Annotated in this window: 24 protein-coding genes and 2 tRNA genes; 19 read left to right on the top strand and 7 right to left on the bottom strand. The window is 62.7% G+C overall.

The window, feature by feature from the left end:
- Positions 1-5: 5 nt before the first annotated feature.
- Genes ruvB through ybgF form a run of 8 tightly spaced genes read left to right on the top strand, consistent with a single transcriptional unit; the run spans position 6 to position 6,504 of the window.
- Positions 6-1,064, top strand: a complete 1,059-nt coding sequence (ruvB, locus tag ACIPK7_RS01845; protein ID WP_401084780.1) for a Holliday junction branch migration DNA helicase RuvB — start codon at positions 6-8, stop codon at positions 1,062-1,064.
- A gap of 52 nt (positions 1,065-1,116) precedes the next feature.
- A complete protein-coding gene (gene ybgC / locus ACIPK7_RS01840; RefSeq protein ID WP_192430549.1) occupies positions 1,117-1,563 on the top strand; it encodes a tol-pal system-associated acyl-CoA thioesterase in 447 nt (148 codons plus the stop codon).
- 1 nt (position 1,564) lies between these two features.
- The gene (gene tolQ, locus ACIPK7_RS01835; RefSeq protein ID WP_045210353.1) at positions 1,565-2,260 is read left to right on the top strand and encodes a protein TolQ; all 696 of its coding nucleotides are present in this window, start codon (positions 1,565-1,567) and stop codon (positions 2,258-2,260) included.
- Between the two features lie 24 nt (positions 2,261-2,284).
- A complete protein-coding gene (tolR, locus tag ACIPK7_RS01830; RefSeq protein WP_026079377.1) occupies positions 2,285-2,749 on the top strand; it encodes a protein TolR in 465 nt (154 codons plus the stop codon).
- The gene (tolA, locus tag ACIPK7_RS01825; RefSeq protein ID WP_192430548.1) at positions 2,746-3,801 is read left to right on the top strand and encodes a cell envelope integrity protein TolA; all 1,056 of its coding nucleotides are present in this window, start codon (positions 2,746-2,748) and stop codon (positions 3,799-3,801) included. The genes tolR and tolA overlap by 4 nt, the downstream gene beginning before the upstream one ends.
- Positions 3,798-5,096, top strand: a complete 1,299-nt coding sequence (tolB, locus tag ACIPK7_RS01820) for a Tol-Pal system beta propeller repeat protein TolB (RefSeq protein ID WP_088416498.1) — start codon at positions 3,798-3,800, stop codon at positions 5,094-5,096. The genes tolA and tolB overlap by 4 nt, the downstream gene beginning before the upstream one ends.
- Before the next feature lie 52 nt (positions 5,097-5,148).
- Positions 5,149-5,655 (top strand): peptidoglycan-associated lipoprotein Pal, encoded by a 507-nt coding sequence (gene pal, locus ACIPK7_RS01815; protein ID WP_017522099.1) that lies wholly within the window; start codon positions 5,149-5,151, stop codon positions 5,653-5,655.
- A gap of 6 nt (positions 5,656-5,661) precedes the next feature.
- On the top strand, positions 5,662-6,504 hold the full coding sequence (gene ybgF, locus ACIPK7_RS01810) for a tol-pal system protein YbgF (RefSeq protein ID WP_401084774.1): 843 nt from the start codon (positions 5,662-5,664) through the stop codon (positions 6,502-6,504).
- Between the two features lie 74 nt (positions 6,505-6,578).
- Here the strand turns inward: ybgF and ACIPK7_RS01805 are convergent, their stop codons facing one another.
- On the bottom strand, positions 6,579-6,782 hold the full coding sequence (locus tag ACIPK7_RS01805; RefSeq protein ID WP_401084771.1) for a YegP family protein: 204 nt from the start codon (positions 6,780-6,782) through the stop codon (positions 6,579-6,581).
- Positions 6,783-7,104: 322 nt separating this feature from the next.
- On the opposite strand from ACIPK7_RS01805, the gene queE reads away from it, so the two are divergent.
- The 4 genes from queE (at position 7,105) to nadA (ending at position 9,817) form a co-directional block, all read left to right on the top strand.
- On the top strand, positions 7,105-7,752 hold the full coding sequence (gene queE / locus ACIPK7_RS01800; protein WP_401084768.1) for a 7-carboxy-7-deazaguanine synthase QueE: 648 nt from the start codon (positions 7,105-7,107) through the stop codon (positions 7,750-7,752).
- A gap of 20 nt (positions 7,753-7,772) precedes the next feature.
- Positions 7,773-8,465, top strand: a complete 693-nt coding sequence (queC, locus tag ACIPK7_RS01795) for a 7-cyano-7-deazaguanine synthase QueC (protein ID WP_401084765.1) — start codon at positions 7,773-7,775, stop codon at positions 8,463-8,465.
- Positions 8,466-8,524: 59 nt separating this feature from the next.
- Positions 8,525-8,600: transfer RNA gene (locus tag ACIPK7_RS01790), tRNA-Lys, on the top strand.
- Positions 8,601-8,758: 158 nt separating this feature from the next.
- Complete coding sequence (nadA, locus tag ACIPK7_RS01785; RefSeq protein WP_401084763.1) at positions 8,759-9,817, top strand: quinolinate synthase NadA; 1,059 nt, start codon at positions 8,759-8,761, stop codon at positions 9,815-9,817.
- 62 nt (positions 9,818-9,879) lie between these two features.
- On the opposite strand, the gene ACIPK7_RS01780 is transcribed toward nadA, so the two are convergent.
- A complete protein-coding gene (locus tag ACIPK7_RS01780; protein ID WP_192430541.1) occupies positions 9,880-11,316 on the bottom strand; it encodes a M48 family metalloprotease in 1,437 nt (478 codons plus the stop codon).
- A 226-nt stretch (positions 11,317-11,542) separates the two neighbouring features.
- On the opposite strand from ACIPK7_RS01780, the gene ACIPK7_RS01775 reads away from it, so the two are divergent.
- Positions 11,543-11,794: a sulfurtransferase TusA family protein gene (locus ACIPK7_RS01775; protein WP_192430540.1), complete on the top strand. Its 252-nt coding sequence runs from the start codon at positions 11,543-11,545 to the stop codon at positions 11,792-11,794.
- A 54-nt stretch (positions 11,795-11,848) separates the two neighbouring features.
- Complete coding sequence (locus tag ACIPK7_RS01770) at positions 11,849-12,928, top strand: AI-2E family transporter (RefSeq protein ID WP_192430539.1); 1,080 nt, start codon at positions 11,849-11,851, stop codon at positions 12,926-12,928.
- Positions 12,929-12,986: 58 nt separating this feature from the next.
- On the opposite strand, the gene ACIPK7_RS01765 is transcribed toward ACIPK7_RS01770, so the two are convergent.
- Positions 12,987-13,460 (bottom strand): peroxiredoxin, encoded by a 474-nt coding sequence (locus tag ACIPK7_RS01765; protein ID WP_401084760.1) that lies wholly within the window; start codon positions 13,458-13,460, stop codon positions 12,987-12,989.
- 25 nt (positions 13,461-13,485) lie between these two features.
- A complete protein-coding gene (locus ACIPK7_RS01760) occupies positions 13,486-14,043 on the bottom strand; it encodes a glycine cleavage system protein R (protein WP_081520171.1) in 558 nt (185 codons plus the stop codon).
- Positions 14,044-14,214: 171 nt separating this feature from the next.
- Here ACIPK7_RS01760 and dapA point away from each other — a divergent pair, with 171 nt between their 5' ends.
- The 5 genes from dapA to ACIPK7_RS01735 all read left to right on the top strand — a co-directional run bounded on the left by dapA (position 14,215) and on the right by ACIPK7_RS01735 (position 17,919).
- A complete protein-coding gene (gene dapA, locus ACIPK7_RS01755) occupies positions 14,215-15,093 on the top strand; it encodes a 4-hydroxy-tetrahydrodipicolinate synthase (RefSeq protein ID WP_401084756.1) in 879 nt (292 codons plus the stop codon).
- A 13-nt stretch (positions 15,094-15,106) separates the two neighbouring features.
- Positions 15,107-16,297, top strand: a complete 1,191-nt coding sequence (gene bamC, locus ACIPK7_RS01750) for an outer membrane protein assembly factor BamC (RefSeq protein ID WP_081520172.1) — start codon at positions 15,107-15,109, stop codon at positions 16,295-16,297.
- Positions 16,236-16,994 (top strand): MBL fold metallo-hydrolase, encoded by a 759-nt coding sequence (locus ACIPK7_RS01745; protein WP_081520173.1) that lies wholly within the window; start codon positions 16,236-16,238, stop codon positions 16,992-16,994. Before bamC ends, ACIPK7_RS01745 begins: the two co-directional genes overlap by 62 nt.
- 29 nt (positions 16,995-17,023) lie before the next feature.
- Complete coding sequence (gene purC / locus ACIPK7_RS01740) at positions 17,024-17,734, top strand: phosphoribosylaminoimidazolesuccinocarboxamide synthase (protein WP_045210340.1); 711 nt, start codon at positions 17,024-17,026, stop codon at positions 17,732-17,734.
- A gap of 95 nt (positions 17,735-17,829) precedes the next feature.
- A tRNA-Ser gene (locus tag ACIPK7_RS01735) sits at positions 17,830-17,919 on the top strand.
- An 87-nt stretch (positions 17,920-18,006) separates the two neighbouring features.
- Here the strand turns inward: ACIPK7_RS01735 and ACIPK7_RS01730 are convergent.
- The 3 genes from ACIPK7_RS01730 to ACIPK7_RS01720 form a co-directional block, all read right to left on the bottom strand.
- The gene (locus tag ACIPK7_RS01730; protein ID WP_401084751.1) at positions 18,007-18,375 is read right to left on the bottom strand and encodes a hypothetical protein; all 369 of its coding nucleotides are present in this window, start codon (positions 18,373-18,375) and stop codon (positions 18,007-18,009) included.
- 99 nt (positions 18,376-18,474) lie between these two features.
- Positions 18,475-18,822 carry a carboxymuconolactone decarboxylase family protein gene (locus tag ACIPK7_RS01725; protein WP_017522075.1) on the bottom strand — a complete coding sequence of 116 codons (348 nt, stop codon included), beginning with the start codon at positions 18,820-18,822 and terminating at the stop codon, positions 18,475-18,477.
- 143 nt (positions 18,823-18,965) lie between these two features.
- Positions 18,966-19,448 (bottom strand): GreA/GreB family elongation factor, encoded by a 483-nt coding sequence (locus ACIPK7_RS01720; protein WP_401084748.1) that lies wholly within the window; start codon positions 19,446-19,448, stop codon positions 18,966-18,968.
- Positions 19,449-19,531 lie beyond the last annotated feature (83 nt).

Genomic DNA, 19,531 nt, shown 5'->3' with positions numbered 1-19,531 from the left:
TAGTGATGATCGAAGCCGATCGCCTGATTTCCTCTGTCTCCAGTCGTGACCGCGAAGAGCAGTTCGACCGTGCCATCCGCCCGCTCAAGCTGGCGGACTACGTCGGCCAGCCCGTAGTGCGCGAGCAGATGGAACTGTTCATCCAGGCGGCTCGTGGGCGTCAGGAAGCATTGGACCACACGCTGATCTTCGGCCCGCCCGGCCTGGGCAAGACCACCCTGGCGAACATCATCGCTCAGGAGATGGGGGTTTCGATCAAGAGTACCTCCGGCCCGGTGCTGGAGCGTCCCGGAGACCTGGCGGCGATATTGACCAATCTCGAGCCTAACGACGTCCTGTTCGTGGACGAGATTCATCGCCTGTCGCCCATCGTCGAGGAAGTGCTGTATCCGGCCATGGAAGACTTCCAGCTGGACATCATGATCGGCGAGGGTCCGGCTGCGCGCTCGATCAAGCTCGATCTGCCGCCCTTCACCCTGGTGGGGGCGACTACGCGCGCCGGCATGCTGACCAACCCGCTGCGTGACCGCTTCGGTATCGTGCAGCGTCTTGAATTCTACGGTGTGAACGACCTGTCCAGCATCGTTGCCCGTTCTGCGAGCATCCTCGGTCTTGAGATCGAGCCGGCGGGCGCGTACGAGATTGCCCGGCGCGCCCGCGGTACGCCGCGGATCGCCAACCGCCTACTGCGTCGGGTGCGGGATTTTGCCGAGGTGCGCGGCACCGGGCACATCAGTAGCGACATCGCCGATAAGGCACTGAACCTGCTGGATGTGGATGAAAGGGGCTTCGATCACCAGGATCGCCGCCTGCTGCTGACCATGATCGACAAGTTCGATGGTGGTCCGGTGGGTATCGACAACCTGGCGGCGGCCATCAGCGAAGAAAGACACACGATTGAAGACGTGCTGGAGCCCTATCTGATCCAGCAAGGCTATATCATGCGCACACCGCGTGGCCGTGTGGTTACCCGGCATGCGTACCTGCATTTCGGCCTGAACGTGCCGAAGCGGATGGGGGAGGGGGCGACGCCGGATCTGTTCGTCCCTGAAGATGGTAATTAATTGCATTTGTAGACGATTGCCGATTGGCAAAGTCTTTACTTGGTTCTAGAGTATGCGCGCGCAACACGGGGGTCAGCCGTTCCAGCAGCGGTATCGGGTCTATTACGAGGACACCGATGCCGGCGGCATCGTCTACTACGTCAACTACCTCAAGTTCATGGAGCGGGCTCGTACCGAGCGGCTGCGTGATCTGGGCTTCGCCCAGTCACAGCTGGCGGGGGAGAACCTGCTTTTTGTCGTTCATTCGGCCGAGGCGCGTTATCACGCGCCCGCTCGCCTGGATGATGAGCTGCTCGTCAGCGCAGAGGTGGAGGAGTTGAACCGTGCGAGCCTGAAGTTTCGTCAACAGGTTCGACGGGCGTCGGATTCGACCTTGCTCTGCGAGGGGCGATTCCTGGTGGCGTGCGTGCGGGCGGACAACCTGAAACCCCGCGCTATCCCAGATGTGTTGCGTGCGGCATTTGCCGGCAGTCCGGACACCCTTTCAGCAGGAGATTAACGTGGAACCGAACGTCGTCGACCATACTTCCATGTGGAGCTTGATCAGTAACGCCAGCGTCGTGGTACAGCTGGTGATGCTGACCCTGGTGGCCGCATCGGTCACTTCCTGGATCATGATTTTCCAGCGCAGCAACATGATGCGCTCGGCGAAGAAGGCCCTGGAAACCTTCGAAGAGCGCTTCTGGTCGGGCATCGACCTGTCCAAGCTCTATCGCCAGGCGGGCAGCAACCCCGATCCGGATTCGGGGGTCGAGCAGATCTTCCGTGCCGGCTTCAAGGAATTCTCCCGTCTGCGCCAGCAGGCCGGCGTTGATCCGGATGCGGTGATGGAGGGCGTTTCCCGCGCCATGCGTGTCGCGATTTCCCGCGAGGAAGAGAAGCTGGAAACCAGCCTGCCCTTCCTCGCCACCGTCGGTTCCACCAGCCCGTACATCGGTCTGTTCGGCACCGTGTGGGGCATCATGAACTCCTTCCGTGGCCTGGCCACCGTGCAGCAGGCCACCCTCGCCACCGTGGCGCCGGGTATTGCCGAAGCGCTGATCGCCACCGCCATCGGCCTGTTCGCGGCCATCCCCGCGGTCATCGCCTACAACCGTTTCGCCGCCCGCTCGGAAATGCTCATCGGTCGCTACTACACCTTCGCCGACGAGTTCCAGGCGATCCTGCACCGCAAAGTGCACACCAGCGACGATTGATCGACGACCAAGAGGTAAGCCGTCATGGCAAGAGTTCGTCACAAGCGCAAGCCGGTCGCGGAAATGAACGTGGTGCCCTACATCGACGTGATGTTGGTGCTGCTGGTCATTTTCATGGTGACCGCGCCCATGCTCAACCAGGGCGTCAAGGTCGACCTGCCCAAGGTTTCCAGCGAAGCGCTGCCGCAGGATAACGATTCCCGCGTGCTCACCATCTCCATCAAGGCCGACAAGACCTACTACTGGAACATGGGCTCCGAAGTGGACCCGGACCAGGGCAAAGCCAGCCAGACTGCCGTGGACCTCGATCAACTGGTCAACGCTGCCTCCGGCATCATGGCCGAGAACAGCCGCCAGGGTAAGAAAGTCCAGGTCTTCGTCCGTGGCGACAAGGCAGTCGACTATGGCTCGGTCATGGCCGTCATGGGCGGTCTGCAGAAGGCCGGAGTCGGCAACGTCGGTCTGATTACCGAGGCACCAGGTAGTTGATGCACCAGCTCGAGCGCTCTCAATCGGAAGGCTACTTCTGGCCCACGGTCCTGGCCGTGGCCCTGCATGTACTGATCTTCGCCATGCTGTTCGTCAGTTGGGCCAGTACGCCTGAACTTCCGCCTTCGCGGCCGATCGTCCAGGCCACCCTGTACCAGCTCAAGTCCAAGAGCCAGGCGACCCAGCAGACCAACCAGAAGATAGCCGGTGAGTCGAAGAAGACTTCGGCCAAGCAATACGAGCAGGAGCAGCTCGAGCAGAAGAAGGCTGAGCAGCAGGCATTGGCTGCTGCGAAAGCCGAGGAACAAAAGAAGGCCGATGCCGCTCAAAAAGCTGCAGATGCCGCTGAGAAGGCCGCTGAAGCCAAGAAGGCAGATGACGCCAAGAAGGCGGCCGATGCCGCTGCGGCCGCCAAGAAAGCGGCAGAGGCGAAGGCTGCCGAGCAGAAACAGCAGGCGGATATCGCCAAGAAGAAAGCCGAGGAAGAGGCCAAGAAAGAGGCCGCTGAGGAGGCGAAGAAGAAAGCTGCCGAGGAGGCCAAGAAGAAGGCCGCCGAGGATGCGAAGAAAAAAGCCGCCGCGGACGAAGCCAAGAAGAAGGCTGCCGCGGTCGAGGCTGCGAAGAAGAAGGCCGCCGCTGCGGCCGCCGCTGCAGCCCGCAAGGCAACGGAAGATAAGAAGGCCCAGGCGCTGGCCGAGCTGCTGTCGGATGACACGCAGCGGCAACAGGCCCTGGCCGACGAGCAAGGTAACGAGGTGGCGGGCAACTTCGACGATCTGATCGTCAGCCTGGTTAGCCAGCAGTGGAGCCGTCCTCCTTCAGCTCGTAACGGAATGAGCGTAGAAGTGCTGATTCAGATGCTGCCGAGTGGCGCCATCACCAACGTGAGTGTGACGCGCTCCAGTGGTGACAAGCCGTTCGACGACTCGGCGGTGGCAGCGGTCAAAAACGTGGGTCGTATTCCCGAACTGCAAAAACTGGATCGCGCCACGTTCGATAGCCTGTATCGTCAGCGCCGAATGGTCTTCAAACCGGAGGATTTAGATCTGTGAGTACCCTGATTCGCTTCGCGCTCTTCGCCCTGGCCCTGGTGGCCGGTGCCGCGCAGGCCGCCGACCCGCTGGTGATCTCCAGCGGTCGTGACTCGGCCGTTCCGATCGCTGTGGTTCCGTTCGGTTGGCAGGGCGGCAACGTCCTGCCCGAAGACATGTCGAACATCATCGGCAATGACCTGCGCAACTCCGGTTACTTCGAGCCGATCCCGCGCCAGAACATGATCAGCCAGCCGGCCCAGGCCAGCGAAGTGATCTACCGCGACTGGCAGGCCCTTGGCGCGCAGTACGTTCTGGTCGGCAGCATCGTGCCCAGCGGTGGCCGTCTGCAGATCCAGTACGCCCTGCTCAACGTGGCGACCCAGGAGCAGGTACTGACCGGCAGCGTGGGCGGCACTACCGACCAGCTACGCGACATGTCGCACTACATCGCTGATCAGTCGTTCGAGAAGCTCACCGGTATCAAGGGCGCGTTCTCCACCAAGCTGCTCTACGTGACTGCGGAGCGCTTCTCGGTGGACAACACCCGCTACACCCTGCAGCGCTCGGACTATGACGGCGCACGCCCGGTGACCCTGTTGCAGTCGCGCGAGCCGATCCTCTCGCCGCGGTTCTCGCCCGATGGCCGCCGTATCGCTTACGTGTCGTTCGAGCAGAAGCGTCCTCGCATCTTCATGCAGTACGTTGACACCGGTCGCCGCGAGCAGATCTCCAACTTCGAAGGCCTCAACGGCGCCCCGGCCTTCTCGCCGGACGGCAACCGCCTGGCCTTTGTGCTGTCGCGCGACGGCAACCCGGAAATTTACGTGATGGACCTGGGCAGCCGCCAGCTGCGTCGCCTGACCAACAACTCGGCGATCGACACCGAACCCTTCTGGGGGGCGGACGGCTCAACCCTTTACTTCACCTCGGATCGTGGCGGCAAACCGCAGATCTACAAGATGAACGTGAACTCGGGCGCTACCGACCGCGTGACCTTCATCGGCAACTACAACGCCAACCCGAAACTGTCGGCGGACGAGAAGACCCTGGTCATGGTTCACCGCCAGGACGGTTTCACTAACTTCCAGATTGCAGCTCAGGACCTTCAGCGCGGTAATCTCCGGGTACTTTCCAACACCAACCTGGATGATTCGCCCACTGTTGCGCCAAATGGCACGATGCTAATATACGCCACCCGCCAGCAGGACCGGGGCGTGTTAATGCTCGTGAGCATCAACGGACGTGTTCGGTTACCGCTACCCACCGCTCAAGGCGACGTGCGCGAGCCTTCCTGGTCCCCTTACCTGAACTGACGGTTGCCAACTGTTTCAAATTTATACACTGGGGTTCATTAGGAGTTACATGATGGAAATGCTGAAATTCGGCAAATTTGCCGTTATCGCCCTCGCCATGGCTGTTGCCGTCGGCTGTTCGTCCAAGAAAGGCGATGCTACTGGCGAAGGCGCCAATGGCGGCGTTGATCCGAACGCTGGCTACGGCGCCAACAGCGGTGCCGTTGATGGCTCCCTGAGCGACGAAGCCGCTCTGCGCGCTATCACCACCTTCTACTTCGAGTACGACAGCTCCGACCTGAAGCCGGAAGCTATGCGTGCCCTGGACGTACACGCCAAGGACCTGAAAGGTTCCGGCCAGCGCGTAGTTCTGGAAGGTCACACTGACGAGCGCGGCACCCGTGAGTACAACATGGCTCTGGGCGAGCGCCGTGCCAAGGCCGTTCAGCGCTATCTGGTACTGCAGGGCGTTTCCCCGGCTCAGCTGGAACTGGTTTCCTACGGCAAAGAGCGTCCGGTTGCCACTGGCCATGACGAGCAGTCCTGGGCCCAGAACCGTCGCGTTGAGCTGAAGAAGTAAGACCTGATGCCGATGCGCCTGCGTTTTCTGACCTTGATCGCATGCGGACTGCCCCTAATGGCGGCAGCCGCGGTTCCGGTACAGGACGGTAATGGTGGCTATGCCAGCACACCGCCCTCGGGTTATGGCACCGCAGGCGCCGATGGCGCCTACGCCGGAGGCGGGATGACTACTCCCGTCTCCGGTCAGGCTCAGCTGTTCATGCAGCTGCAGCAGATGCAGGACGAAATGTCCCGTCTGCGTGGCATGCTCGAAGAGCAGCAGAACCAGATCCAGCAAATGAAGCAGGAAAACCAGGAACGCTTCCAGGACATCGACAGCCGCCTTTCAAGCGGTGCAGGTGCAGGAGCGGCAGGTGCTGCTGTTCAACCCAATTCCCCCGCTGCCGGCGCAAGTGCCGGAGTTGCCGCAGGCGCAGGCACTGCCGCCGCCCAGCAACAGCAGCCCGCCGCCAGCAGCGAGCCGGGTGACCCGGCCAAAGAGAAGCTCTACTACGACGCCGCCTTCGATCTGATCAAGGCCAAGGACTTCGACAAGGCCAGCCAGGCCTTCGGCGCCTTCCTGCGCAAGTACCCGAGCAGCCAGTACGCTGGCAACGCGCAGTACTGGTTGGGTGAAGTCAACCTCGCCAAGGGTGATCTGCTGGGCGCCGGCCAGGCTTTCGCTCGCGTCAGCCAGGCCTACCCGAGCAGCGCCAAGGTGCCGGACTCGCTGTACAAGCTTGCCGACGTCGAGCGTCGCCTGGGCAACAACGACAAGGCTCGTGGCATCCTGCAGCAGGTCGTGGCCCAGTATCCGGGTACTTCCGCTGCACAACTGTCCCAGCGTGACCTGAAGAACCTCAAGTAAGGTTTCGCCCACAAAAAAAGCCCGCATTGATCGCGGGCTTTTTTTGTGGGCGCCGGACAGCACATGGCGAGTCGTCAGGGGCGCAATTGCTCATAGTGTTCGTCGCCGCGGATGGGCGCTTCGGCTCCATGTTGCAGTAGTGCGATGGAGTGTTCGCAATCGGTGAGGTTGTGATAGCTCTCCGAACTCATGGCGATGATTCTCGAGTTCTTCGCCACGAATCGCCAGCGCCATTCGTGGCGGATGTCCTTGTAAACATGGAAGTGCGCAGCCGTCATACAGTTCTCCTTCATGGCGTGGGGCCGGTCTTGTGCGCCGGTCGGGTGACGTTAACAGCGCGGCGCGTGACTAGGGACGGCGCTCACCGAGTCTGACGTGGCTAACGGAAAACGATGACCCGCCATTGCATGTTTCGGACGCTCCGATCTTCGGAAGGCGCGGGCGACTTCTGGTAGAATCGTCGCCGCTCTCGGAAGCGACAGTGGTTTCAGCTCGGCTGATGTCTGCTGTGCTCCGGGCTTTGCCGGGTACTCCACCGTACCCACGACTCCAACGCAACGGAGGCGGATGGCCTGTGTAGCCGTCACGCCCGTGGCTGATATGCAACAGACCCTGCGCATTACCGAGATTTTCTACTCGTTGCAGGGGGAAACGCGCACCGCCGGCTTGCCGACCGTGTTCGTACGCCTGACTGGCTGCCCCCTGCGCTGCAACTACTGCGATACCGCCTATGCCTTCAGTGGCGGCGAGATCCAGACCCTCGACGCTATCCTCGATCAGGTTGCTCAGTACCGCCCGCGCTACGTCTGCGTGACCGGCGGCGAGCCTTTGGCACAGCCCAACTGCATCCCGCTGCTCCAGCGCCTGTGTGATGCCGGTTATGAGGTGTCGCTGGAAACCAGTGGTGCACTGGACATCTCCGGCACCGACCGCCGCGTCAGCCGTATCCTCGACTTGAAGACGCCGGGCTCCGGGGAAGTGGTGCGCAATCGCTACGAGAACATCGGCGAGCTGACGTCAAACGATCAGGTGAAGTTCGTCATCTGCTCCCGCGAGGACTATGACTGGGCTGTCTCCAAGCTGATCGAGTACCGCCTGGAGCTGCGCGCCGGGGAGGTGCTGTTCTCGCCCAGTCACCGCGAAGTGAGCGCCCGCGCCCTGGCCGACTGGATCGTCAGCGACAACCTGCCGGTGCGCCTGCAACTGCAGTTGCACAAGATTCTCTGGAACGACGAGCCGGGCCATTGAGCGCGGAGGAGACCCTGTTTATGTCCGTCAACAAGACTGTGAATGACAAGAAAGCCGTGATCCTGCTCTCCGGCGGCCTGGACTCCGCGACCGTGGTCGCCATGGCCAAGGCTGAAGGCTACGACTGCTACACCATGAGCTTCGACTACGGCCAGCGTCACCGCGCCGAGTTGCAGGCGGCTGAGCGGGTCGCTCGCCAGCAGGGCGTGATCGAGCACAAGGTGATCGGCCTGAACCTGAACGGCATCGGCGGCTCCGCCCTGACCGATAGCCGCATCGATGTGCCCGAGGCACCCAGCGAAGGTATCCCGGTCACCTACGTGCCGGCGCGCAATACCGTTTTCCTTTCGCTCGCGCTGGGGTGGGCGGAGGTGCTCGGTGCGCGGGATATCTTCATCGGCGTGAACGCCGTGGATTATTCCGGCTACCCGGATTGTCGTCCCGAGTTCGTCGAGGCTTTCGAGCGCATGGCCAACCTGGCGACCAAGGCCGGTGTGGAGGGCGACGGCTTCCGCATCCAGGCGCCGCTGCAGTTCCTTTCCAAGGCGCAGATCATCGAGACGGGTATCGCCCGGGGCGTGGACTATAGCCTGACCGTTTCCTGCTATCAGGCTGATGATGACGGGCTGGCGTGCGGTAAATGCGATAGCTGTCGACTGCGTTCCGAGGGCTTTTTGGCCGCGGGAATTTCCGACCCGACGCGGTATTTCTGAAAAAAGTTTTCGAAGGGTGTTGTTTTTGCGTTAGAAATCAGTATTATACGCCCCACGTTGGGTCGTTAGCTCAGTCGGTAGAGCAGTTGGCTTTTAACCAATTGGTCGTAGGTTCGAATCCCACACGACCCACCAACATGTAAGACAAAAGCCCCGTGATCGAAAGATCACGGGGCTTTTGCCATGTGCCGGAAAAAGTCTGCCGTATGGCCATCCACGGTGCACCGCGTCGTAAGGCGGTGGTGATAAAATCGCCGGCATAATCAGACCGTGCCTGTTGAGGTTTTCACACGATGTCCCAGATTTCCGAACGCCTTCTGGTCCAGGCCCATCTGGCAGGCAAGCAGCCGCGGGTGCTGAGCGCGCAGGAAGAGGCCGACTACCGTGCTGCCATCGCTGCCGAGCTGAAGGCGCAGAACGCTGTACTCGTCGCGCACTACTACTGCGACCCGGTGATCCAGGCGCTGGCCGAAGAGACTGGCGGCTGCGTTTCCGACTCGCTGGAAATGGCCCGCTTCGGCAACCAGCATTCGGCGCAGACCGTGGTGGTCGCCGGTGTTCGCTTCATGGGCGAGACCGCGAAGATCCTCAACCCGGAAAAGCGCGTGCTGATGCCGACCCTGGAGGCGACCTGCTCGCTGGACCTGGGCTGCCCGGTGGAAGAGTTCTCCGCTTTCTGCGACCAACATCCCGAGCGCACCGTGGTGGTCTACGCGAATACCTCGGCAGCCGTGAAGGCGCGCGCCGACTGGGTGGTGACCTCCAGCTGCGCCGTGGAAATCGTCGAGCACCTGATGGACAACGGCGAGCCGATCCTCTGGGCGCCGGACCAGCACCTGGGCCGCTACATCCAGCGCGAGACCGGCGCCGACATGCTGCTCTGGGACGGTGCCTGCATCGTTCACGAGGAGTTCAAGGCCAAGCAGTTGGAAGACCTCAAGGCGATCTACCCGGACGCCGCGATCCTGGTGCACCCCGAATCGCCGGAAGCCGTTGTGGACCTGGCCGATGCCGTGGGCTCCACCAGCCAGTTGATCAAGGCCGCGCAAACACTGCCGAACAAGCGCTTCATCGTCGCCACCGACCGCGGCATCTTCTACAAGATGCAGCAGCTGTGCCCGGACAAGGAATTCATCGAGGCGCCCACCGCCGGCAACGGCGCGGCCTGCCGCAGCTGTGCGCACTGCCCGTGGATGGCCATGAACACCCTTGAGCGCACCCTGGCGTGCCTGAAGGACGGCTCGGGCGAAATCTTCGTCGACCCGGCGGTGATTCCCAAGGCGATCAAGCCGCTCAAGCGCATGCTCGACTTTACCCAGGCGGCGAAGTTGAAGCTGGCGGGCAATGCCTGATCAGCATGCGTGAATGAAAAAGCCCGGCAGATGCCGGGCTTTTTTGTGGGTGGGAGAAGGGCTCAGCGGCCCATCATTTCCTTGAGTATGCGCTCCTGCTCGCGGAACTCCTGCTGGCGGGCATCCAGGCGCGCGGCCAGGGTGAAGTTGCCGCCGGCGCGGCGCTTGGCGAAGTCCAACTGCTCGATAGCCTGCTTGTAGTCGCCGGTGAGCGCGTAGTACTCCGCTCTGGCCTGGTATACGCCGATGGCGTTGCCGCTCAGGGTGCAGGCGTCCGCCAGGCGGTTCCACACGTCCGGGTCCAGTGGGCGGCGCTGGGACAGCTTGAACAACGTCTTCTCGGCGTCAGCTGCGCGGTTGGTCTTCATCATCAGGTCGGCATTGGCCTGGATCAGTGGGTAGCTGTCCGGGTACTGGCCGAGCATCTTCTGCACCCGCGCCTGGGCGTCGGGCAGCTTGTTGGCGGTGATGTCGAGATCGGACATGGCCAGGTTGTAGCTGATGTCGTTGGGCGCCTTGGCCAGCAACTGCTGGAGGTTGCTGCGGGCGTCGTTGAGCTGGCCGATCTTGGTCTGCGACAGCGCAAGGCCGTAGCGCGCGGCGTCGTTCTTCGGGTCTTCGTCGAGTTGCGCGCGGAACTGCTTGCTGGCCATGCCCGGCGTGTCTTCGAACATCTGCTGGACGCGGGCGCGCATCAGCTCGTAGCGCAGCGAGTCTTCCTTGCCGCCCTTGGGGTACTGCTCGGCGCGGTTGCGGGTGTCGGCGATACGCGATTCGGTGACCGGGTGAGTCAGCAGAAATTCCGGCGGCTTGCCCTCGTAGCGGTACTGGCGGGCCAGGCGCTCGAACATGTTGGGCATGGATCGCGGGTCGTAGCCGGCGCGGACCATGGTGGCAACGCCAACGCGGTCAGCTTCCTGCTCGTTCTGCCGGGAGAAGCGCAGCTGGTTCTGGATGGCCGCGGCCTGGGTGCCGGCGATAGCGGCGATGCCGGCGTCACCGGCGCCTGCTGCGGCGGCGACGATGCCGGCCAGCATGGCGGCCATCACCGGAATCTGCATGCGCTGTTGCGCTTCGATGCCACGGGCGAAGTGACGTTGGCTCAGGTGGCCGAGCTCGTGCGCCAGTACCGCGATGTATTCGCCTTCGGTCTGGGCGTAGATGAACAGGCCGCCGTTGACGCCGACCACGCCGCCGGGGGCGGCGAAGGCGTTGATCTGCTTGTCGCGGATCAGGATGAAGGCCAGGCGGTGGTCTTGCAGTTCGCTGGACTCGGCCAGGCGGTAGACGCTGGACTCGACATAGTCCTTGAGTTGCGGGTCGTTGAGCGTGTCGACCTGGTTGCGCAGCATGCTCAGCCAGGCGCGGCCGAGCTGGAACTCCTGCTCCGGGGAGACGATGGACGAGCTTGCGTCCCCCAGTGAGGGCAGGTCGTCCGCCAGGGCCGGCATGGCGAAGGCGATAGCGAGCGACAGCAGGGCAGGGCGGAGTACTTTCATGTACACGAGGCTCGTTCCGAGAAAGGCTCTACTTTAGCCGCACGCTGACGCCTATGCCTAGTTTGCAGGGAGGAAGTACGGCGCAATTCGAAACGGGTATTTCCGCTCCGTAGCCCTTTCAACCCCCGAGACTGACGATTTCATTCATGCATGGCGACTCTGCAGGGCCTGGTTACTTTTCCAACGCTTTCGGTATTCTTGGGCGCCCTGACCGGAGTTCGTTTCGATGTCCGATTCCACGCCGTCCGTCCCCGTCTGTGACGCGGAGCTGGACGCCAGCGGTCTCAATTGTCCATTGCCGCTGCTCAAGGCCAAGCTCGAGCTGAACCGCCTTCCCAGCGGAGCGGTGCTCAAGGTGATCGCCACCGACGCTGGCTCCCAGCGAGACTTCCGCGTTTTCGCCGATCTTGCCGGGCACTCGTTGCTGCGTGAAGAGGTCGAAGCCGGCGTCTATCGCTACTGGCTGCGCAAGAAGTAGCCCCCGATCGCGGGTTGCCGCGACGTTACCCCATTCGTTTCGCAGGTTTCATTGATGCTCAAGGTTTTGCAGGACTGGATGCAGCGCTATTTCTCCGACGAGGAGGCGATAGTGCTGGCGGTCATTCTCGGGCTGGGATTCACCGTCATCCTGGCCTTTGGCGGGATGCTCGCGCCGGTGCTGGCGGCGATGGTCATCGCCTTCCTGATCCAGGGCATGGTCGGCGTGCTCGAACGCCTGCGCGTGCCGCACCTGTTTGCGGTGTGGCTGGTGTATTCGCTGTTCCTCGGGCTGCTGGCGGTGTTCCTGCTGGTGCTTGTGCCGCTGCTCTGGAAGCAGTTGTTCACCCTGTTCAACGAGCTGCCCGGCATGCTCGGCGAGTGGCAGGCGACGCTGTTGATGCTGCCCGAACGCTACCCGGACATGGTCACCGAAGAGCAGGTGCTGCACACCGTCGAGGCGGCGCGCAACGAACTGGGTCAACTCGGTCAGTGGGCGCTGACCTTCTCGCTGTCGGGGCTGCCGGTGGTGGTTAATATCATGATCTACCTGGTCCTGGTGCCGATCCTGGTGTTCTTCTTCCTTAAGGACCGCCGCCGCTTCTACCACTGGTTCCGCCGCTACCTGCCCCGTGAGCGAGGGTTGATGAAGCAGGTGTGGAACGAGATGAACCAGCAGATCGCCAACTACATCCGTGGCAAGGTCATCGAGATATTCATTACCGGCGTGACGACCTACATCGCCTTCGCGGTACTGGGGCTCAACTACGCGGCGCTGCTCGCGCTGCTGGTCGGCCTCTCGGTGGTGGTGCCTTATATTGGCGCGGTGGTGGTTACTGTGCCGGTGGCGATGATCGCGCTGTTCCAGTGGGGCTGGAGCGATCAGTTCATCTACCTGATGGTTGCCCATGCGATCATCCAGGCGCTCGATGGCAACGTCCTGGTGCCTTTGCTGTTCTCCGAGGCTGTGAACCTGCACCCGGTCGCCATCATCTGTGCGGTGCTGCTGTTTGGCGGGTTGTGGGGCTTCTGGGGGGTGTTCTTCGCCATCCCGCTGGCGACCTTGGTGAAGGCCGTGCTCGACGCCTGGCCGCGGCAACCCGCGCCGCAGCCGCAAGTCAGCCCGTTGATGTGATGAAGCCGGGAAAAGAAAAAGGCCGCTGATAAGCGGCCTTTTTCTTGCGTGCGGTCACTCAGCCCTTGTTCAGTTCCTGGGCGGCAGCGAGCACGGCGTCCACATGGCCGGGCACTTTCACGCCGCGCCATTCCTGGCGCAGCACACCCTTGGCGTCGATCAGGAAGGTGCTGCGGTCCACTCCCATGTATTCCTTGCCGTAGAGCTTCTTCAGCTTGATCACGTCGAACAGCTGGCAGACGGCTTCGTCCTTGTCGCTGATCAGTTCGAAGGGGAAGCACTGCTTGGCCTTGAAGTTCTCGTGGGACTTGATGCCATCGCGGGAGACGCCGAATACCAGGGTGTTGGCCTTGGCGAAGTCCTCGATCCTGTCGCGGAAGCCCTGGCCCTCGGTGGTGCAGCCGGGGGTGCTGTCCTTGGGATAGAAGTACAGGACAACCTGCTTGCCCTTGAGTTCGGACAGACGGAATTCGGTGCCGCTGGTGGCCGGGGCCTGGAAATCGGCGACGGGCTTGTTCAGTTCGACTGCCATTGGGATTTTCTCCTTGAGAGCCACCTTACGGATGCTGCGGACGCCAGGGTTCGATCAGCGCGTCCAGGTTCAGCGCATCGGCGAAGTCGAGGAACTGATCGCGCAGCCAGCTGATCTGGGTGCCGGCCGGCAGCGTCACGGTGATGGTGGCATTGAGCATGCTGGTGTTGGTGTGCGGCGCCTGGTAGGTGTCGCAGGTGAGGTTCTCCAGTTCGATGTTGTGGTCGATGAAGAACTGGCACAGCTCGTTGAGGATGTCCGGGCGATAGACGGCGCTGACATAGGCCACGTAGGGCAGGGCCTGGGCGCGGGTAACGTGCACATTGCTGCGCGTGACGCTGAGGGTGAAGCCGTGACGCTTAGCCAGGGGCGGCAGACCGCCTTCAAGGCGGGCCAGGGCATCCCAGCTGCCGGAGATCTGCAGGATCAGCGCGCTGAACTCGCCGTGACGGGTCAGGCGGCTGCTGACCACCGAGCAGCGGTTGTCGACGCAGGTGCGGCACAGCACGCTGGTTAACTCCATCGGGTTCGGGCCCAGAGCACTGATCAGAAGGAATTGTTCACGAGGGTGAGAGGTGGACATGCAGCTTTCCTGGGAGTGGCGGCCAAGCGGGCCGCATCGACAAAGGAGGAAGGGTAGCGAAAAGCGCCGATGAGGGGAATGTCTGGCCGCTCGCGGGTCGCTGCGTCACCTTGTGCGTGGCCGGTGGCGACAGTACCATTACGGCTTTCTTTTTCCGGCAGGAGCGGTTGCATGATTGCGGGCAGTATGGTGGCGCTGGTCACCCCCTTCGATGCTCAGGGTCGACTGGATTGGGACAGCCTCGCCAAGCTGGTGGACTTCCACCTGCAGGAAGGCACCAATGCCATCGTAGCGGTCGGCACCACAGGTGAATCGGCCACTCTGGACGTGAACGAACACCTGGACGTCATCCGTCGTGTCGTCGACCAGGTCAACGGCCGTATCCCGGTCATCGCCGGCACCGGCGCCAACTCCACCCGCGAGGCTGTCGAGCTGACCGAGGCTGCGAAGTCCGGTGGCGCCGACGCCTGCCTGCTGGTAACCCCGTACTACAACAAGCCGACCCAGGAAGGCCTGTACCAGCACTTCCGCCACATCGCCGAAGCCGTGGCCATCCCGCAGATCCTCTACAACGTGCCGGGCCGTACCGCCTGCGACATGCTGCCCGAGACTGTCGAGCGCCTGTCCAAGGTGCCGAACATCGTCGGCATCAAGGAAGCCACCGGCGACCTGCAGCGCGGCAAGGAAGTGCTGGACCGCGTCGGCAAGGACTTCCTCGTCTATTCCGGTGACGACGCCACCGCCGTCGAGCTGATGCTGATGGGCGGCAAGGGCAACATCTCGGTGACCGCCAACGTCGCCCCGCGCGCCATGAGCGACCTCTGCGCCGCCGCCATGCGTGGCGACGCCGCCGCTGCCCGTGCCATCAACGATCGCCTGATGCCGCTGCACAAAACCCTGTTCATCGAATCCAACCCCATCCCGGTCAAGTTCGCCCTGCACGAAATGGGGCTGATTCCAGAGGGCATCCGCCTGCCTCTGACCTGGCTCAGCCCGCGCTGCCACGAACCGCTGCGTCAGGCCATGCGCCAGACCGGCGTCCTGGCTTAAGGAGCTCCCTCGCATGAAGCGACTGGCAGGACTGACTGCGCTCGCCCTGGTTATCGGCAACACCTCCGGCTGCGGCTGGCTGTGGGGCCCGGAAGGCTACTTCCGCGACCGTGGCGACGACTACCTCAACGCCCGCGAAACCGCACCAATGAAGGTGCCCGAGGGCATGCAGAGCAAGCAGCTCGACCCGCTGCTGCCGATCCCGATGAACGTCGCCACCAGCACCGAGAAGGAAGGCGAGTTCGAAGTGCCGCGTCCGCAGCCGCTGTCCGGCGCTGGCGAAGTCAGCGACTTCAGCCTGCAGAAGAGCGGCGACTCGCGCTGGCTGGTTGCCCAGCGTCCGCCGGCCGAAGTCTGGCCGGTCGCTCACCAGTTCTTCCAGGACAACGGCTTCTCCATCGCCAACGAACGTCCGCAGACTGGCGAATTCAGCACCAACTGGCAGCCGCTGTCGCAGCTCTCCGCGCCCCTGGCGCGTCGCCTGAGCAGCCGTGTGTCGGGCGTCGAGCCTGACAGCGAAGCGCGCGTTCGTGTGCGCATCGAGCCCGGCGTGCAGACCAACACCAGTGAAGTCTACGTGCTGAGCGAAACCCGCCCGGCCGGCAGCACCGCCACTGGCGATTGGCCGACCAAGCCGGCCGTGCCGAGCCTGGACGCCGCGCTGCTCGACGAAATGATCGCCAGCATGGCCACCAGCGCCGAGAAGGGCGGCTCCGTCTCCCTGCTCGCCGCGCACTCGGACTACGACACCCCCGGTGCCGTCCAGCTGAACAAGGACGGCAGCGGCAACCCGGTGCTGACCGTCGACTCCGATTTCGACCGTGCCTGGGTCAGCGTCGGCCGTGCGCTGGATCGTGCCGACATCCGTGTCGACGACCTCAACCGCAGCCTGGGCGTGTACTACGTCAACATCGCCGAAGGCGCGAAGAAGAAGGACGAAGACAAGCCTGGCTTCTTCAGCCGCCTGTTCGGCGGTGGCGAGAAGACCAAGGAAGAAGAGGACGCCAAGGCCCAGCGCTACCAGGTTCGCCTGACCAGCGTGAGCAACACCGTCCAGATCACCGTCGACAAAGACATCAACACCTCCGCACCGGCTGACGTGGCGCAGGGTGTGTTGGAAAAACTCCAGGAGAGTATGCGGAATGCACTTCGCGGTCCTGGGGAGCGGAAGCCGGGGCAATTCGGCCTTGGTGAGCAGTTCTGACACCCGGATACTGATTGATTGCGGCTTCCCGCTGCGTGAAACCATCCGCCGTCTGGCACGCCTGGGCGTGGAGCCCGGGCAGCTGGACGCGGTACTGGTGACGCACGAGCACTCCGATCACATCAACGGCGTCGAACTGCTGGCCCGGCACCATCGAATACCCGTGTACCTCAGCGCCGGCACCCTGCAGGGAATGCGCAAGCCGGTGACACCGGCGGGGCTGCTCAAATGCGGCGACCGCCTGGTACTGAAAGACCTGGAAGTCACTGCGGTGAGCGTCTCCCACGATGCGCGGGAGCCCCTGCAGTACGTGTTTTCCGATGGCCGGAAGCGCTTTGGCCAGCTCACCGATCTGGGAGCCGCCACGGCGCAGGTGCTGGAATGCTATCGTGGCCTCGATGCGTTGATCATCGAAGCGAATCACGATACCGACATGCTGGCCCGCGGTCCGTATCCCTACCCACTCAAGGTCCGTGTAGGCGGCCAGTGGGGACATTTGAACAACCGGCAGGCCGCCGAACTCGTGGCCCAGCTGGGCTGGGAAAGCTTGCAGCACCTGGTGCTGGCGCATCTCAGCGAAAAGAACAACTCGCCGCAGCTGGCCCGGCAAAGCTTCGTCGACACCCTCGGGTGCGACCCGGACTGGCTGCAGGTAGCCGATCAGCATTCTGGACTCGACTGGCGCACCATCGCCTGAGCCCACCCCCTAAGCAAGCGGAGCCCATCATGGAAAAACGCGAAGAACTCTATCGCGGCAAGGCCAAGTCGGTTTACACCACCGATGACGCCGACCGCCTCGTCCTGCTGTTCCGCAACGACACCTCGGCGTTCGACGGCAAGCGTATCGAGCAGCTCGATCGCAAGGGCATGGTGAACAACAAGTTCAACGCCTTCATCATGCAGAAGCTCGAAGCCGCCGGCATCCCGACCCAGTTCGACGCCCTGCTGTCGGACAACGAAGTCCTGGTCAAGAAGCTCGCCATGATTCCGGTCGAGTGCGTCGTGCGCAACTACGCCGCCGGCAGCCTGGTGCGCCGCCTGGGCGTGGAAGAGGGCCTGCAGCTCACTCCGCCGACCTTCGAACTGTTCCTGAAGAACGACGCCCTGGGCGACCCGTTCATCAACGAATCCCACGTCCAGGCCTTCGGCTGGGCGACCCTGGAGCAACTGGCCGAAATGAAGGCCTACTCCTTCAAGGTCAACGAAGTGCTGAACAAGCTGTTCGACGACGCCGGCCTGCTGCTGGTGGACTTCAAGCTCGAGTTCGGCCTGTTCCACGGCAAGATCGTCCTGGGCGACGAATTCAGCCCGGACGGCTGCCGCCTGTGGGACAAGGAGACTCGCAAGAAGATGGATAAGGACCGCTTCCGCCAGGGCCTGGGCGACGTCATCGAAGCCTACGAAGAAGTGGCCCACCGCCTCGGCGTACCGCTCTGATTCCACCAGTGCACGCAAGCGTCTGATACCACGCGAAAAAATCCTGAATAAGGGCTTCGCCTTCAGGCTTCAAGCTGGTATCATGCGCGCCGCACGGAGAGATGCCGGAGTGGCCGAACGGGACGGATTCGAAATCCGTTGAACTGGCAACAGTTCCTAGGGTTCAAATCCCTATCTCTCCGCCATTATTGCAATGGCTGAAGCCCCTGAAATTCTTAGAGTTTCAGGGGCTTTGTCTTTTCTGCGCTCTGAAAATCCCATCCCGTACGCCATCACCCGCAATACCCATCCATCTTCTCTCGATTCCCCTGCGTGGGATTCGCCTGGTACTGCTGCCGCCAGAATTGGCACGGCGCGCTGTTGAAGCGCTTTTCCTGCTCCGATTTCTCGATCTGTCGATTCTGCTGTTCCTGCGTGGCCTGCTGGCGTTGCAGATACTGCTGGAACATTTCTTCGTTGCTGCTCGGCGGCGGGGGACTGGTGGGAGTTGCCGCGGGTGGTTGCGAGAGGCGGGAGACGACCGCGGGCGGGAGGTCGGGCCAGATTAGCCAGGCGGTCGCGGCGACGGCCAGGCAGCCGAGCCAGATTCCGGCGGCGATGGCGAAAGTGAATTTCCAGAAACCGAGAGTAGGCTGTGGCATTGGCGCAGGCTTGGATGTGTGGAGCGCCACTGATAACCCATCGTGCCGTGGAGGGAAAGGGGCAGGCCCGCGACACTTGAGGGCGTCGCGGGCGGCTGCTCACTTCGGAGCGGCGGCGGACTCGTAGGCTTCCAGCGCGCGCAGGGAGTAGATGTAGGCGGCGCCGGCATTGAGGGAAATCGCGGTGGCCAGGGTCTGGGCGATCTCGGCCTCGGTGGCGCCGGCCTTGCGTGCGGCTTCGGCGTGGACGCCGATGCACCCGTCGCAGCGGGTGGTGATGGCCACAGCGATGGCGATCAGTTCGCGGGTCTTGGCGTCCAGGGCGTCGCCGTCCGCGGCGGCAGCTTCCAGAGCCTGGTAGGCGGCGATCATCTTCGGGTGTTTCTTGCCCAGCGCGCCGAAGGCTTTCTTCACGGCGGGGACGTATTCGGACCAGTTGAACAGCATGGTGCTTCTCCTTGAGGCCGATAGGGATGGGGTGTGGCCTTGAAGCTTAGTCTGCGTCAGCCGGCGTGCCGGGTATTGTCTGTTCCGCTCAGATTTTTCATCGATGCTCTCGACTGCTTTGCGGCAGCCGGACGCATGGCCTGTCAGTGGGCGTCGAGGATTTCGTAGCGCTGACGAGCGCTGCCGGTGCCGACTTCCACTTCGTCGCCGGGGTGGCGATGAAGCAGGGCGCTACCCAGTGGGGCACGGGTAGTGATGACGAGGATTTCGTTGCCTTCTAATTGCACCTTGAGGCCGGCGCCGTCCGGGCCGAGGAAGACCCAGCGCTGCTGGTCCTGCTCGTTGACCAGTTGCACGAGGGCGCTGGTCTGGATGCCTTGTTCTTCATCGAAGTCGCGTAGCTGCAGGTTCTCGAACAGCGCGAGGGCGTGGCGGATCTCCTCCACGCGGCGCGACTGGCCGGCGGCGAGGTAAGCCGCTTCCAGGCCGAGCGTGTCGTACTTGTTTTCGGCAATGTTCTCCTCGTGGGTCGCGGTCTCGTGGGCCGTTTGCGCGGCGCGCACGGCGATCTCCAGGTCTTCGGCGAGGCGAGCGAGGATCAGTTGGTAGGCGCGTTTCTTGTCCATGGCGACAGGCTGGGAAATAAAGGCGCCTATCCTAGGAGCTTTGCCAGCCTGTGCGAAGGAGCTTTCAAGATTTTCCCGCAGTG

This window comes from Pseudomonas sp. NPDC086581, from assembly GCF_044746165.1.
Lineage (GTDB): Bacteria > Pseudomonadota > Gammaproteobacteria > Pseudomonadales > Pseudomonadaceae > Pseudomonas.
This window is presented reverse-complemented; position numbering and strand designations above follow the sequence as displayed.